This window comes from Pusillimonas sp. DMV24BSW_D (genome assembly GCF_011388195.1).
In the GTDB taxonomy this organism is placed as follows: Bacteria; Pseudomonadota; Gammaproteobacteria; order Burkholderiales; family Burkholderiaceae_B; genus Neopusillimonas; species Neopusillimonas aestuarii.
In genome coordinates this window covers 3084045-3097949 of sequence record NZ_CP049990.1, presented here as the reverse complement: position 1 = coordinate 3097949, position 13905 = coordinate 3084045, and the positions used below count along the sequence as shown (strand labels likewise).

The window sequence follows — 13905 nt, the reverse complement described above, 5'->3', positions numbered from 1 at the left end:
CGTTATGAACGCCACCATTGCCATATTGTTGATTCAAGACGGGCTGACGAACGGCTTGCTGTATGCCCTTATAGCGCTGTCGATTCTTCAGGTGTTTCTGGTGACCAAAGTGCTCTGGCTGCCTGCGGGCGAGCTGGTTGCCTTTGGTGCATTAACAATGGGCGTTCTGAATACGGAAAATGTACCGGGAACGGTGTGGCTTTTGCCTTGCATTGGTTTGGCTGCGCTGCTTTCCTGGTGCTGGACGGCTTGGCGAACCCAGATCTGGCACGGGGTGGGTCGTCAGTTTGTTTATTCGATTATTTATCCGGTGCTGGTCAGTGCGATTGCGTGGTGGGCATCAACGCAGGAGCTGTCTGCGTGGGTGCGCGGTGTTTTAACGTTGTTACTGGTGGCGCCTATGGGGCCGCTGCTTTATACGGCTGTTTTTCGTCCTATCCTGCATACGTCGATTCTTACCAAACTCATTGTGGCGGTTGCATTGCACGTTGTGTTGGTGGGTGCCGGCCTGTTCTTCTTCGGTCCCGAGGGCTTGCGCTCGGCACCCTTGATTGCAGGGCGTATCGATGTGGGTTTCACCCGGCTTTCGTATCAACTGGTTGTCGTGGCCGTTGTGTCGATAGTGTTAATGCTGGGCTTGTGGGCTTACTTTGAAAGAACGCTTTGGGGTAAGGCCCTGCGCGCAACGGCGATGAATCGCCTGGGGGCACGGTTGGCTGCGGTTCGGATCGAAACGGCCGGGCTGATTGCGTTCGGTCTGGCCGGGTTTATCGGCGCATTGGCCGGTGTCTTGATTTCTCCCATTACCACTATTTACTACGACTCTGGTTTCTTGTTGGGGCTCAAAGGTTTCATTGGCGTGGTGTGTGCAGGAATGGTGAGTTTTCCTTTAGCCGTGTTGGGCGCGTTAGGTGTGGGTTTACTGGATGCGTTTGCCTCGTTTTACGCCTCGTCGTTTCGCGATGTGATTGTGTTTGCCGCACTGGTGCCGGTATTGATGTGGCGATCTTTGTACGTGCGGCATGAGGATGACGAGTCATGATTAGAAATATAAGCCGTGGCTGGTTGTTGGCGCTGTTGGTTCCGATCATATTGATTCTTGGGCCTGCCCTGTTGCCTGTGTCGATACTCACGCCGTTGAATTACATTGGTTTGCACGCGTTAATTTGCCTTGGCCTTGTGCTGTTAACCGGCATGGCGGGCTTAACGTCGTTTGGGCAGGCGGCGTTCGTGGGGCTGGGTGCTTATACGTCGGCCGTGTTGGTAACGACCTTTGGTTGGAGCCCCTGGGTTTCCTTGCCCGCGGCGTTGTTGGTGTCGGGGGTCAGTGCATATCTGCTGGGCTGGCTCACCATTACCTTGTCGAGTCATTATTTGGTGCTGGGTACGATGGCTTGGGGGATTAGCCTTTATCACCTGTTTGGCAATATCAAAGGCCTGGGAGGCTATAACGGCATTGGAGGTGTCCCGCCCATTACGATTGAAGGGCTGGATCTGGGCAACTCCCAATTCTTTTTCATATTGATCTGGCTATTCAACGCATTTGCGTTCCTGGCCGCCCGAAATTTGTTGGACAGTAGAGTGGGGCGTGCGATTCGCAGTTTGAAAGACCCGCTTATGGCGCAGTCTTTCGGGGTTTGGACAACCCGGCTGAATGTGTCGATATTTGTTTTGGCCGCCGTGTTGGCCGGTTTGTCAGGCTGGCTGAATGTTCATTATGTTTCGGTGGTGAATCCGGGCCCCTTCGGAATTGGTGCCTCAATTGATTACCTATTCATGACGGTGGTGGGTGGCACGTCGACCCTGGCTGGGGCTTTGGTGGGCCCAGCCGTAGTTGAAATACTGCGTACTGTCGTGCGGGACACCATTCCGGGCTTAACCGGCGGGGGCGGCAGTTTCGAGATCATGGTGTTCGGCATTGTCGTGATATTGCTGTTGCGCGGTTCGGGAAATGGTCTGGCCAATTTGTTTCGGCTGGGCGTAAGCGCGGGTTCCGTTCCTGTTGCGCCCAATCGTGCGCAACCTTATGCACCGCGTGAACATTTGCCTAAGGGAAGCCCGTTGCTCGAAGTGCATGGTTTAACCAAGCGCTATGGGGGTCTGGTTGCAGTCGACCAAGTTGACTTTGCTGTCTCTGCGGGGGAGCTGTTGGGTGTGATTGGCCCCAACGGTGCCGGCAAGAGCACCTTGTTCAACGTGCTCACGGGGGTGATCTCGCCGTCTGAAGGTCAAGCGCTTTTCAAGGGCAAATCAATTGGGGGGTTGAATCCGCGCAAGATATCGGCCCTGGGCATTGCCCGCAGTTTTCAGCACGTGCGGATTCGCCCCGACCTGACCGTGCTTGAAAACGTGGCATTGGGTGCTTATGGGCGGGGCGGCCCTGGGCTGTTTCGGGCCATGTTGCGCCTGGATCGCAAAGAAGAGGCCCGGGTCTTGTTTGAAGCCCAGCGTCAATTGGTGCGCGTTGGCCTGGCCGATGCGGCTTCGCTGCCTGCCGGCTCGTTACCGCTGGGCCGACAGCGCCTGGTTGAAATTGCGCGTGCGCTGGCCAGTGACCCTTCGTTGTTGTTGCTGGATGAGCCGGCGGCCGGGCTGCGTTTGCAAGAGAAGCAGGCGCTTGCCGAGCTGTTGCGCAATTTGCGCGAGCAAGGCGTCACGATGTTGTTGGTGGAGCACGATATGGATTTTGTGATGGGGCTGGTCGACAGGCTGGTGGTGCTGCAATATGGCCGACGCATCGCAATGGGTTCGCCTGAAGATGTACAGCAGGATCCCCGGGTAATCGAAGCGTATCTGGGCGGCATGGAGAGTTAGGTCATGAGTGCATTACTGAAGGTCGATGATCTGCAAGTGAATTATGGAAAAATCCAGGCGGTCACCGGTGTCAGCCTGGCAGTTCAAGAAAGCAGCGTTGTTTCCATTGTGGGTCCGAATGGCGCCGGTAAGTCGAGCCTGCTTAATGCCATGATTGGCAGTATTGCTTCAACAGGGCGCGTCTCATTGCAGGGTCAACCCATCGCTGCCTGGCCTATTGAGGACCGCGTCGAACAGGGGTTGTGTCTGGTGCCGGAACGTCGTGAATTGTTTGGGAACTTGTCGGTTGCCGACAATCTTGATCTGGGGGCTTTTCGTTTTCGTCGCACGCGTGATGCCGAAACCGCCAGAACACGAGATTGGTTGTTATCCGTTTTCCCCCGCCTTGCAGAGCGGCTTGAGCAAAAAGCGGGCACCTTGTCGGGTGGTGAACAGCAAATGTTGGCCTTAAGCCGTGCGCTCATGTCCCGACCCAGGCTGTTGTTGCTCGATGAGCCTTCTTTGGGGCTGGCACCGCTGATTGTGCGTGAAATTTTCAAAGTCATTGTTTCGCTGCGCAGCCATCAGATGTCGGTTTTGGTGGTTGAACAGAATGCGCGAATTGCGCTGGAAAGTTCAGATTATTGCTATGTCATGGAAGGGGGGCGTTTCGCGTTACACGGCCCGGCTAAAGACCTGGCGCAAGATCCGCGGGTGGTGGCCACTTATCTGGGGGCGTCCAGAGCCAATCAAGGGGTTTCGGCATGACACACGATGAAATGCCCCCGGTTTGGCCGACGGTGGTTCACATGCTTGATGACGCGGCCCGGCGGTGCCCGGAAGGTATTGCCCTGATATGCGGCAACGAGCAACTAACGTACCGGCAATACGCAGCCTGCGTGGCAGGCATGGCCGAACAATTAAGGCAAGCGGGTTTGGGCGTTGGCGAGCGTGTTGTTCTATTCATGTCGAACTCTGTGGATATCGCCATTGCCACGTATGCCGTTCAGGCCGCGGGTGCCCAGGTGGTGCCGCTTAACCCGGCTTATACCGCCTCCGAATTAAACCAGGTGCTGGATAATGCGGCGGCCCGGGGCATTGTGTACGACGAAAGTGCGCACGCGGTGGTGTCAGGCGCGCTGCATCGCTTTGATGCCAGTTATCGTATTGGAGACGCTGAAGGATCCCAGCGCTTGCATCGCTGGAAAGCGCAGCCGGAATATGCCGACAAGCTGTTGCTGCCCGACCCGGAATCGCTTTCGACCTTGCAGTACACCGGCGGTACAACCGGCGTACCGAAAGGCGTCAGCTTGTCGCACCGGGCGGTTGCAATCAATGTCAGTCAGCGTGAAGCCCTGGTGCCGACCCGCCCCGAGGCAGAGCGGGTGCTGGCTATTACGCCGTTGTTTCATGTTTACGCCGTTTCCATGGGCCTTTATTTGGCGGCATATTGTCGCGGCACGTTGGTGATTGTTGCTCGCTATAAGCCCGATATCGTGTTGGATTCCATTGCCCGCTACGACATTACCCTCATGCTGGGCAGCCCCACTATTTTCATGGGCTTGATGGGGTACGAAGGATTTGCGCAGGCCGACCTGACATCGCTGCGGTTGTGCTCTTCAGGCTCTTCGGCGCTGGCGGAAGACACCCTTCGTCGTTGGGAGGCCGCAACGGGCTGTACAGTGTGTGAAGGCTACGGGCAAACCGAAGCAGGGCCGGTACTGGCTTACAACCCTTTTAGTGGTGTGAGGAAACTGGGCTCTGTGGGTTTGGCTGTGCCTCAAACCGAGATCCAGATTGTTGATGTGCATGACGGCAAAAAGGTATTGGGGCTGGGTGAGGTTGGTGAAATTCGGGCCCGGGGTCCTCAGATCATGTCTGAATATTTTCGTCGGCCCGTCGAGACGGCTGACGCGTTGCGCGATGGATGGCTTTACACAGGCGACATTGGTTACCTGGACGCAGAAGGTTACTTAACGATTTGCGACCGCAAGAAGGAGCTGGTCATTGTGAGCGGCTTTAACGTGTATCCGCGCGAAATTGAAGAGGTGCTGTTCCGTCACCCCAATGTAAGCGAAGCAGCGGTCGTGGGCGTACCCGACGACTATCGCGGGGAGGTTCTGGTGGCGTATGTTGTGGCCGACGGCGCGTCCGTTGCCGACGACGACCTGATGAGTTATTTGGCCAAGCATTTGGTTAAGTACAAATGGCCGGCACAGATTGTTTGGGTGGACCAGTTGCCCAAGACCCCCGTGGGTAAAGTGGATAAAAAGCGAATTCGCGAAATGGCGGCGCAGGTGCCGGGTTACGACAGTTGAAGGAGAGACACGATGAGCGATATGTTGATGGCGCCTTTTGATCGCGCCGCCGCATGGACGCGGGACGAGATGCAGGGTTCCAATGAGTGGAAATACACGTTAAGCAAGGCCGAAGTCGATGAGTTGAAGACGGCCGTTCGCCATGTCATGAACCTGGCGCAACCCTTGCGCGAGTTGAGTAAACAGCAGTTTCCTTTGCCTCTGCTTACGCCTCGCATCGACACGCTAAGAAAAGAGCTTGAAGATGGGCGGGGGTTTGAATTATGGCGTGGCTTGCCGGTGGATGAATGGACGGAAGAAGAACTGAGTGTGGCCTTCTGGGGGTTGGGCTTGCACCTTGGCTCGCCAATTGTGCAAAACGCCAAGGGCGAGCTGCTGGGCAGTGTTATTAACACGACCGGAACCGACCCAACCACCAACGCGAACTCTCGCTTCTATCACACGAACCATGCGGCGCCTTTTCACGTTGACGGTGCCGATGTGGTGGGGTTGGCCTGTGTGCGAACCGCCAAAACCGGCGGGGCCAGCCTTATTGTGAGTTCATGCAGTATTTACAACGAGATTTTGCGTCAACGGCCCGATTTAATTCCTTTGTTATACGAACCGCTCTGGTTTGATCACCGTGGGGAACACAATGCAGTCACCGGTAAGCCGTATTGGGTTACTTCAATTTGCGGGTGGGCCAATGGCAAATTATCGATGATGTATTTGCGCAATTTTATTGAATCGGGGCAACGATACGAGGGCGCACCGCCTTTAACCGGGCGTCATACTGAACTGTTCGATTTAATCGATAGCCTGGCATCTTCCGAAAGCTTGTGCCTTTCTATGGACTTCAAGCCCGGCGATATTCAATGGCTGAACAACCACACGATTTTGCATTCTCGAACCAGTTATACCGACTGGGATGACTCTGCCCGCCGCCGCTGGCTTTTACGGCTATGGTTGAATTTCGACGACCGCAACCGTTTTACTGATACGTACGGTTTTTATGGCATAGCCATTGATGAAACCAACGCCACGCAAACCTAGGTGATGCGATTAAATATGTCGAATAACTAGAATTATCAAAAATTTGTAACTTTAGTGAGCAAGCTACCAAATAATTGCTAGTATGAATTGCGGGTCAATTAAACAAGAAGGGGAATTAAAATGCTTGGTTACGCAATTGGCTTTTTCATTATTGCAATTATTGCCGCGGTATTGGGCTTTGGCGGCATTGCCGCCGGGGCTGCGAACATTGCAAAAATAATCTTTGTGGTCTTTATTATTTTGGCAATTGTGTCTTTCTTCTTTGGTCGCGGCGGATAACGTCGGTTGTATCGGGCCGGCGTTGAAAAACTGCCGGCTGCTGAACTGCCAGGCGCACAAACGCTCAGGTATAGGGAATCCGTGATGGGTTCCCTTTTTTATTTCCGCTGAACTCAGCAAGATTCGGGTTGGCGTTGGGCGATTACGTTTTTAATATCGTTTCTGTGGAAGCACTAAAGAGGCTTGAGCATGTCGGATTACGACCGCATCGCCAGCGCGATGGACTATTTAATTGATAGGGCGGCTGACCAACCCAGTTTGGAAGAGGTTGCCGCTCACGTGCATCTCAGTCCATACCATTTTCAGCGGCTCTTTTGTCGTTGGGCTGGCACGACACCCAAGCGTTTTTTGCAGCTTCTGACCTTGGAGCGGGGCAAAGCGTTGCTGGCGAACTCCCGTTCTTTGCTTGACGTTTCCCATGAGTTGGGTTTAAGCGGAAGTTCAAGGTTGCACGATCATTTTGTGCAGCTTGAAGCGGTAACGCCCGGTGAGTTCAAGAACAAGGGAAAGCAGGTACAGATACAGTACGGCATCCACGCGACACCGCTGGGGCACATGTTTGTTGCTGTCACGCCGCGCGGCGTGTGTCGAGCAGGGTTTGTGAATTTCAACAGTAAGGCAGAACTGCTGGCTGACCTGCATCATGCCTGGCCGTTAAGCACAATCAACGAAAATGCCGCGTCGACACAATACGTCATTGACGCCATTTTTGGCCGTACTAAGCTGGAAAAGCCAGGCCCGCTTTCGCTGCATGTGGCCGGTACCAATTTTCAAGTTGCCGTATGGCGTGCATTGCTGAAAATACCGCCTGGTGCGATAACCAGCTATACCCAAGTTGCTCAGTGGGTAGGCTCGCCCAAGGCGGCACGCGCGGTGGGTAACGCCATAGGCGCCAACCCCATTGCGTTACTGATTCCCTGTCATCGGGTCATCCAACAAAGCGGCGCGCTGGGTGGTTATCGCTGGGGCCCGGCCAGGAAGGTCATGGTTCAGGCCTGGGAAAGCATGCCCGGTGGTGAAACGCTGCCGGGCATGTCGGGGCCGGCTCAGAAACCCATCGTCAGGCCGGCATAGTATCTTCTGCCGTCCAGCGTTTTGCCATACAGTTCGCTCCCCACCTGTTTGTCCAACACGTTGTAAACGCCCAGGAAACCGCTCAGGTTCTGGTTGAACTGGTATGTTGCACCAACGTCGATCAAGGTATAAGACGGAATCCGGTCGTCGCCGCCGTCAATCGTATTGCTCTTGAATTTCAGTTTGCCCCAGACGCCCAGCCTGGCATTGGGATTCCAGTTCAGGCCGATATTGAACATGTGGCGCGGGGTGTTGTTCAGCGCCTGGCCTTTGTCCTCACCGCTGGTGATCTTGCTGTCGGAGTACGTATAGTTTGTCGTCAGCCGGACGTCGCCCAGCGGCATGCCGAAAGTGGCCTCGATACCCTGTAATGTTGCCGAGTCGACATTGGTGTATTGCTGAATGCTGTATCGTGTCTCGCCGTTGTAAGTGCATGACGGCGGGGCGCCGTTGGGCGTTTCGCACACGTAGGTTTTGTCGATTTTGTCTTTGAACCGGGTGTGGTAGGCCATAAGGCCGAAGTTCACGTTATCCGGAGTGTCCCAGGCGAATCCCAACTCGTAGTTGGTGCTGCTTTCGGGTTGGAGGTTGGGGTTCCCCATATCCCACGAACGGCCGCGTCCGGCTTGTTCCACGATACCGTCATCAGATTGTTTCAACGTGGGTGTTTTATAGCCGCCGCTGACGCCACCTTTCAGCACAAGGTTATCGTTCCAGTGATACACACCGTAGATACGCGGCGTTACGTGATTGCCGTAATGCTCGTTTTTGTCCAGGCGCACACCTGCAGTAAGCGCGAAATTGTCGGTAATATTGTATTCGTCTTCGGCGAATAATGCGGTTTGCCAGCGTGTCAGTTTCAGTGCCTTGGAGCCGGGGAAGCGGCTTGCATCGTGGTCTGTTTCTTCGGTTCGGTATTCGGCACCCACTGAAATCATATGTGCTTCAAGTGGAATAAGCGTCTTGGTGTTAACGATGGTGGATTTGTATTTCGATTCGTTCGTGCCGTTCTCGATCTTGACTTCTTCGTTAATCACATAGGTTTCGGTACTGTTGTTGCCCCAGTCCCAGTAATGCGTCAGCCCATAGTTAACGCGTTCGTTATCCATATCACTGGGGCCACCCGATTTCTCCGTGCGCCGATTGTCGGTGGTGGTACGACCTGCTTCCAGACGCAGGCTGTGATTGTCGTTCAGGATCCAGTCGAACCGGGCATTATTGGAGATAATGCGCTGGCGGGCGTATCCCGCCTGTATGTTGTCTTCCTGGCGCTGATAGCGTGATCCGTACAGGGTTAACCCAAGGCGGTCGTGAACCAATGGGCCACTCAAGTAATAATTTCCCTGGTAGGAATTGCCGGAATCGGAGTGCTCTTGCAATGTACCGTCCATCGTAACGCTGCCTGTCCAGGTGTCGGACACTTTCTGCGTAATGATGTTGATCACGCCGCCCAGGGCGCTGGAACCGTACAGCGACGACATGGGGCCGCGGATGACCTCAATGCGTTCTATCGCCGAAACAGGCGGCAGCCAGTTCACCTGCGCGCCACCCCCGAAACCGTTGTAGTAAGCCTCCGATGAAGCACCCAGCGGCTTGCCGTCGACCAGAAACAGCACATACGATTCATTCATGCCGCGAATGGTGATATTCGTGCTTTCAAGCTTGCCGCCGGCACCGCCTTCAATGGATACGCCCGGAATGTCCTGCAACGCGTCGGTCACGTTGCGATAGGCCTTGCCTTCCAGTTCCTCTTTCGGGATAACGGTGATGGTGGCCGGTGCATCGGCAATCATCTGTTCGAATCCGGATGCAGTCACCACAATATCAGGCAACGTGGCCACGCTATTTTCCTGTGCCTGTGCCGATAAACTGAATGTAATGAGCGTGGCGGCGCCCGCCTGAAGAGTGCGCAGCCCGAGACTTTGCGAGCCGAGTCGGCGATGTGTCATTTTTCCCCTCTATGGAAACTGAATATGGTAATAATTTAATTGCAAACGAGAATCGTGATCATTTGCTTTTATTTAAATTATCACAGCAACCTGACGGCAGTCTGACCAAATGAAGAAAAACGGAAAGGAGAGGGGGCATGCAGGCAAACGGAGCGCCGCGCTTCAAGTAATAATGCGAAATTGCATTTCCAGCGTGCAGGGCTGGGTGCAGGTAAATCGGACATCGCCGCCGGCATTACGCAACGTGCGCCGCACAATGGCCAAGCCAAGCCCCGAACCTGCGCTGTTTTCACGGCCCTTGCGAAAGCGCACGAACATGGCCTCCTGGCTTTCAGGCGGCACGCCGGTGCCTTCATCGGTGATACGAAGAACTGCCGATGTGGTGGTGTCATTTGTTTGCGTCATCGTGACAAGGCCCGCGCCGTGGTATAGAGTGTTTTCCAGTACGTTGCGTATTGCCTCGCGCAGCAGGTCGGGGTTGCCTTGAACAATTAAGTCGTCAATCAGGTGCAATTCGATATTGCGGCCATGCATTTCGAACAAGGGCAGCATGGTGCTTGCAGCCTCTCGCACAATGCGGGCCAGGTCGGTTTGATCGCTGTCGCTTTGGCCGCCGGCGTGGATTCTGTCTTGGTGGGCCAAAGATAACAATTGATTGGCAAGCTTGTGTACCCGCTCAAATTCGCGGTTAATGGCGGGCCAGTTGGGGGTTTCTTGATCGCTGCATTGGCGTAAACGCAGGCCCAGCACCGCCAAGGGGGTGCGCAATGCATGGGCGGCATCACCGACAATATGCTGCTCGTAAGCGTACGCCTGGGCAAGTCGATCCAGACCCGCATTGGCAACGCGGGCAAGGGGTAGCACTTCGTCGGGCAGCTTGTTCAGCGGGATGCGGCGGTTAGGGACATGGGGGCCGATGCCTTCGGCCAACTCAGCCGCTTTTTCTATTGGGCGTAATGTCCAGCGCATTAGCAGGTAAAGCATACCAACCGCAAGCAGGCAAAAAGGAATCAGCAACAACATACTGCGTACGGTACGTTGATAAAGCAGATTGCCGATCAATTCGCGTTCCAGCTTGTCCTCTTTGGTTACCATCAGGATAGCGCCATCGGTTAGCGTTACCGGCGCGTTAATGACATAACCCCGACCGCTGCGCACGGTGGTGCGAATAAGCTGGATTTCATTCTGAAGTGTGCCGCGGTGCAATCGTCTGGGGCGATCAAGATTGGCGGAATACCAAAGCAGCTTGCCGTCTGCCGAATAAAGTGTGTAAGAAAGCTCGCCACCGGCGTAATGCGTGGGCAGTTGGGTGAAGTCGCTATGGGAATTAAGTTCGGAGCCGATTTCGTGGGCCTGTATCAGCATGATGCTGCGGCGCAGTTGGTCGCGCGTGTCGTAAAAATTAAATGCCAGCGTGCCGAAACCCAGCATCAACACGACGAGCAGGGAAATGATGACGCGGCACCGAAGGCTACGATTGCACATGGGGTTCTTCAGGAACCAGGCGGTATCCAATGCCGCGTATGGTTTCAATGCAGGCAGTTGCCCCCGCCGCTTTCAATTTGCGCCGCAGGCGAGACACCAGGACTTCTATGGCATTGAGCGTCACGTTTTCGTGATGCGAGTAGATGCGTTCCTCAAGGTGGTCTTTCACGACGATGCGCGGTGTTGAACGCAACATTTCTTCAAGCAGCATGGTTTCACGTCGCGTTAAGGTCAGTACGCCACCATTCACCATGGCGTGACGCGACTGCGGCTCGAAAACTAGATTTCCCTGTACCAGGGTCGTATTGTTGCGTCCGGCGCGGCGCAATATTGCCCGGATACGGGCTTCCAGCTCGTCAATGTCTACCGGTTTCAGCACGTAATCATCGGCTCCGGCGTTCAAACTGTTTACCTTGCTTTGCAAGGCGTCGCGCGCCGTTAACACAATGTAGGGGGGTGGCTCGGTGTGGTGTGAACCTCGCGTGGCAAGAAGTTGTTGGCCGTCCATGTCGGGCAGGCCCAGATCAAGAATGACGGTGCTGTACTGAAACGACCGCATCATGGCAATAGCCTGCATGCCTGTATCGGCGGAATCCACTGCGAAACCACGGCGTTGCAGGTGCTCAACCAGTAATGTTCTTAATGGGTCGTGGTCTTCGACGATCAGGAGCTTCATTGCCTCGGTGTTGTCAGAAAATGGTCAGGGAACTATGGCATTATAGCAATTGATAATCTACTTGATATTGATTCGCATTAATTATGAAGAAAAAGAATGCCTCCACTGCGGTGGGAATTGCTTCACACCGATGGGAAATTGCCTCGCGTGCCGTGTTGGCCGTTGTGGGCGGTTACGCCGTCAGCGCCTTGTATGCCGGCAGTTTCGCCCTGGCCTTTCCGGCCCATAAAGCTCAGGCGGTGTTGGGGGCCACCATGTTCAGTTTCACGGTGTACTGCGTCGTTGTGATTTGGGCGTTCTGTGCGCGCTCACTTGCTCGCGCATGGCTGGGTGCAGGCGTCATGGCTGCAGTGCCGGGCATCTATGGCTTGCTAACGTGGAGCGTGTGATGAACACCAAGGGCTTTCGTCAAACAAATGCCTGGTTGCATACTTGGTCCGGCTTGTTGCTTGGGTGGCTGTTGTATGCCATTTTCGCCACGGGCACGCTCAGTTTTTTTCGCGACGAAATCAGTTTCTGGATGCAGCCTGAACAGCACGGCTCTGTTGCAGACGAACGCACGCCCGAACGGGCGGTGGAAGCCATGCAGGCACTCGCGCCTGATGCCTCTCAGTGGAGTATCAGCCTGCCCGGACCCAGGGATTCGGCGGTGCGGGTGCAATGGTTCGACAAAGGAGAGAAGCCCAGCCGGTTCGGTGGGCATCGGGTGGTGCTCGATGCGTCCACCGCACAACCGCTGCCTGAACGTGAGTCGCGCGGGGGCAATTTCCTATACCGGTTTCATTTTGAACTGTATGGACTACCCCGTATTCTGGCGCGCTGGCTGGTGGGTATCGCCACCATGATGATGTTGGTGGCCATCGTAAGCGGTGTCATCACGCATAAGAAAATATTTGCCGACTTTTTCACGTTCAGGCCACGCAAGGGGCAGCGATCGTGGATGGATGCCCATAACGCCCTGGCCGTTCTCTCGCTGCCTTTTCATTTCATGATTACCTACAGCGGCTTGCTCTTGCTGATGTTCATGCTTATGCCCTGGGGTGTTCAAACGGCATACGACGGCGATATGCGCGCTTACTTTAACGATCGGGGCGGGCGGCCGGCGGCTGTTGAGTTACCTTCTACCGTCGATACGACAGCGGCAACGGCGGCACCGATTATGCCGATGATCGCGCAAGCGCAGGTCCGGTGGCCTCATGGCGTCGACCATATTACGGTGACTGCGCCGGGTACGAATCAGGCTGTTGTGGAATTGCGTGAACGCGGCGCAAGCAGCCTGCTGGATCGCGGTCGTAACGAGCGCATGCAATTCAATGGCGCCAGCGGGGCGTTGATCGACGTCACTCCCAAGGCCGATGTTGATCCGGTGACGGCCACCTACAACGTGTTGACCAGTTTGCATTTGCTGCGGTTCGCGGGGCCCTGGTTGCGCTGGCTGTTTTTCATTGCCGGTTTGGCGGGTACCGCCATGGTGGCCACCGGCATGGTGTTATGGGTTGTCAAGCGGGCACCGCAGCGACGCAAGCAGGGCAGCCATTTTGGGCATTATTTGGTGGAACGCCTTAACGTGGCCACGATTGCCGGACTGTTGCTGGCGCTGGCCGCCTATTTCTGGGCGAACCGGTTGTTGCCGTTAGGCATGGCGGGGCGTTCCGATTGGGAAATACGTATCTTTTTCATCGCCTGGGCAGCATGTTTGATTCATGCCTGCTTCAGGTCGCACCGACAGGCCTGGGTGGAACAGCTTACGTTAACCGCCGTGCTGTATTTCCTGCTTCCCGTGTTTGGCCTGGTGTATTTCGACACGCATTTAATCAAGACCATTGCAACCGGCAATTGGTTAATTGCCGGGTTCGATCTTGGCTTATGGGCAGCGGCGATTGTGCTGGCAACCGCCGCATGGTTCGTTCGAGCCCGGAGCGCCAAACTCAAGCCGGCCGGTAAGGAGGTACCGCAGAGCAAGGAGCAGTCATATGCCAATATCTAATCTGGCTCTGTGCCTGTTCGGTTTCATACTATTGGCCTTATCGATGAAGAGGCACTTTGAAGCGGTTTTTGGTGGGCCTGTCACTTCGCCTTTTTCGCCGGCGTTTAGAGTGACCGGCTGGGTAATATTAGCGCTGGCTGCAACACAGTCCATTCAGCAGGAAGGTGCCTCCATTGGCCTGGCGATGTGGGTGGGTGAGTTGGGCGTTGCGGCCATGCTTGTTGCGCTTTTGCTAACCTACGGTTCACGGCGCCTTGTTATTTCGGCAGGCGCACTGGCGCTATTGGCGGCGTTGATGCTTTAATCTGTCTG

At 55.2% G+C, this 13905-nt stretch carries 13 protein-coding genes; 10 read left to right on the top strand and 3 right to left on the bottom strand.

What is annotated here, in order from left to right; translation table 11 throughout:
• The first annotated feature begins 4 nt into the window (after positions 1 to 4).
• The 7 genes from G9Q38_RS14815 to G9Q38_RS14790 all read left to right on the top strand — a co-directional run bounded on the left by G9Q38_RS14815 (position 5) and on the right by G9Q38_RS14790 (position 7496).
• Positions 5 to 1042 (top strand): branched-chain amino acid ABC transporter permease, encoded by a 1038-nt coding sequence (locus tag G9Q38_RS14815; protein ID WP_166132195.1) that lies wholly within the window; start codon positions 5 to 7, stop codon positions 1040 to 1042.
• Positions 1039 to 2814: a branched-chain amino acid ABC transporter ATP-binding protein/permease gene (locus tag G9Q38_RS14810; protein ID WP_205962314.1), complete on the top strand. Its 1776-nt coding sequence runs from the start codon at positions 1039 to 1041 to the stop codon at positions 2812 to 2814. Before G9Q38_RS14815 ends, G9Q38_RS14810 begins: the two co-directional genes overlap by 4 nt.
• Before the next feature lie 3 nt (positions 2815 to 2817).
• Entirely contained in the window at positions 2818 to 3561 is a 744-nt protein-coding gene (locus G9Q38_RS15235; protein ID WP_205962313.1) for an ABC transporter ATP-binding protein, read from the top strand.
• Positions 3558 to 5111, top strand: a complete 1554-nt coding sequence (locus G9Q38_RS14805; RefSeq protein WP_166132194.1) for an AMP-binding protein — start codon at positions 3558 to 3560, stop codon at positions 5109 to 5111. The genes G9Q38_RS15235 and G9Q38_RS14805 overlap by 4 nt, the downstream gene beginning before the upstream one ends.
• Positions 5112 to 5123: 12 nt before the next feature.
• A complete protein-coding gene (locus tag G9Q38_RS14800) occupies positions 5124 to 6143 on the top strand; it encodes a TauD/TfdA family dioxygenase (protein ID WP_166132193.1) in 1020 nt (339 codons plus the stop codon).
• A 120-nt stretch (positions 6144 to 6263) separates the two neighbouring features.
• The gene (locus tag G9Q38_RS14795) at positions 6264 to 6422 is read left to right on the top strand and encodes a DUF1328 family protein (protein WP_114421460.1); all 159 of its coding nucleotides are present in this window, start codon (positions 6264 to 6266) and stop codon (positions 6420 to 6422) included.
• Positions 6423 to 6611: 189 nt separating this feature from the next.
• On the top strand, positions 6612 to 7496 hold the full coding sequence (locus G9Q38_RS14790) for a bifunctional transcriptional activator/DNA repair enzyme AdaA (RefSeq protein ID WP_166132192.1): 885 nt from the start codon (positions 6612 to 6614) through the stop codon (positions 7494 to 7496).
• Here G9Q38_RS14790 and G9Q38_RS14785 read toward each other — a convergent pair.
• The 3 genes from G9Q38_RS14785 to G9Q38_RS14775 all read right to left on the bottom strand — a co-directional run bounded on the left by G9Q38_RS14785 (position 7469) and on the right by G9Q38_RS14775 (position 11606).
• Positions 7469 to 9445, bottom strand: a complete 1977-nt coding sequence (locus tag G9Q38_RS14785) for a TonB-dependent receptor domain-containing protein (protein WP_166132191.1) — start codon at positions 9443 to 9445, stop codon at positions 7469 to 7471. The two genes, G9Q38_RS14790 and G9Q38_RS14785, sit on opposite strands and share 28 nt — an antisense overlap.
• Positions 9446 to 9607: 162 nt before the next feature.
• On the bottom strand, positions 9608 to 10930 hold the full coding sequence (locus G9Q38_RS14780) for a sensor histidine kinase (RefSeq protein WP_166132190.1): 1323 nt from the start codon (positions 10928 to 10930) through the stop codon (positions 9608 to 9610).
• The gene (locus G9Q38_RS14775; RefSeq protein WP_166132189.1) at positions 10917 to 11606 is read right to left on the bottom strand and encodes a response regulator transcription factor; all 690 of its coding nucleotides are present in this window, start codon (positions 11604 to 11606) and stop codon (positions 10917 to 10919) included. The genes G9Q38_RS14780 and G9Q38_RS14775 overlap by 14 nt, the downstream gene beginning before the upstream one ends.
• A gap of 83 nt (positions 11607 to 11689) precedes the next feature.
• Between G9Q38_RS14775 and G9Q38_RS14770 the strand changes: the two genes are divergently transcribed.
• The 3 genes from G9Q38_RS14770 to G9Q38_RS14760 are packed head-to-tail and all read left to right on the top strand — an operon-like array spanning position 11690 to position 13897.
• Positions 11690 to 11995: a hypothetical protein gene (locus G9Q38_RS14770; protein WP_166132188.1), complete on the top strand. Its 306-nt coding sequence runs from the start codon at positions 11690 to 11692 to the stop codon at positions 11993 to 11995.
• The gene (locus G9Q38_RS14765) at positions 11995 to 13593 is read left to right on the top strand and encodes a PepSY-associated TM helix domain-containing protein (protein WP_166132187.1); all 1599 of its coding nucleotides are present in this window, start codon (positions 11995 to 11997) and stop codon (positions 13591 to 13593) included. Before G9Q38_RS14770 ends, G9Q38_RS14765 begins: the two co-directional genes overlap by 1 nt.
• On the top strand, positions 13580 to 13897 hold the full coding sequence (locus tag G9Q38_RS14760; RefSeq protein WP_166132186.1) for a DUF3325 domain-containing protein: 318 nt from the start codon (positions 13580 to 13582) through the stop codon (positions 13895 to 13897). Before G9Q38_RS14765 ends, G9Q38_RS14760 begins: the two co-directional genes overlap by 14 nt.
• Positions 13898 to 13905: the final 8 nt, after the last annotated feature.

Excerpts from the sequence above, each read along its gene's own strand:
- G9Q38_RS14815 (WP_166132195.1), top strand. The coding sequence starts at position 5 with ATGAACGCCACCATTGCCATATTGTTGATTCAAGACGGGCTGACGAAC.
- G9Q38_RS14810 (WP_205962314.1), top strand. The coding sequence starts at position 1,039 with ATGATTAGAAATATAAGCCGTGGCTGGTTGTTGGCGCTGTTGGTTCCG.
- G9Q38_RS15235 (WP_205962313.1), top strand. The coding sequence starts at position 2,818 with ATGAGTGCATTACTGAAGGTCGATGATCTGCAAGTGAATTATGGAAAA.
- G9Q38_RS14805 (WP_166132194.1), top strand. The coding sequence starts at position 3,558 with ATGACACACGATGAAATGCCCCCGGTTTGGCCGACGGTGGTTCACATG.
- G9Q38_RS14800 (WP_166132193.1), top strand. The coding sequence starts at position 5,124 with ATGAGCGATATGTTGATGGCGCCTTTTGATCGCGCCGCCGCATGGACG.
- G9Q38_RS14795 (WP_114421460.1), top strand. The coding sequence starts at position 6,264 with ATGCTTGGTTACGCAATTGGCTTTTTCATTATTGCAATTATTGCCGCG.
- G9Q38_RS14790 (WP_166132192.1), top strand. The coding sequence starts at position 6,612 with ATGTCGGATTACGACCGCATCGCCAGCGCGATGGACTATTTAATTGAT.
- G9Q38_RS14785 (WP_166132191.1), bottom strand. The coding sequence starts at position 9,445 with ATGACACATCGCCGACTCGGCTCGCAAAGTCTCGGGCTGCGCACTCTT.
- G9Q38_RS14780 (WP_166132190.1), bottom strand. The coding sequence starts at position 10,930 with ATGTGCAATCGTAGCCTTCGGTGCCGCGTCATCATTTCCCTGCTCGTC.
- G9Q38_RS14775 (WP_166132189.1), bottom strand. The coding sequence starts at position 11,606 with ATGAAGCTCCTGATCGTCGAAGACCACGACCCATTAAGAACATTACTG.
- G9Q38_RS14770 (WP_166132188.1), top strand. The coding sequence starts at position 11,690 with ATGAAGAAAAAGAATGCCTCCACTGCGGTGGGAATTGCTTCACACCGA.
- G9Q38_RS14765 (WP_166132187.1), top strand. The coding sequence starts at position 11,995 with ATGAACACCAAGGGCTTTCGTCAAACAAATGCCTGGTTGCATACTTGG.
- G9Q38_RS14760 (WP_166132186.1), top strand. The coding sequence starts at position 13,580 with ATGCCAATATCTAATCTGGCTCTGTGCCTGTTCGGTTTCATACTATTG.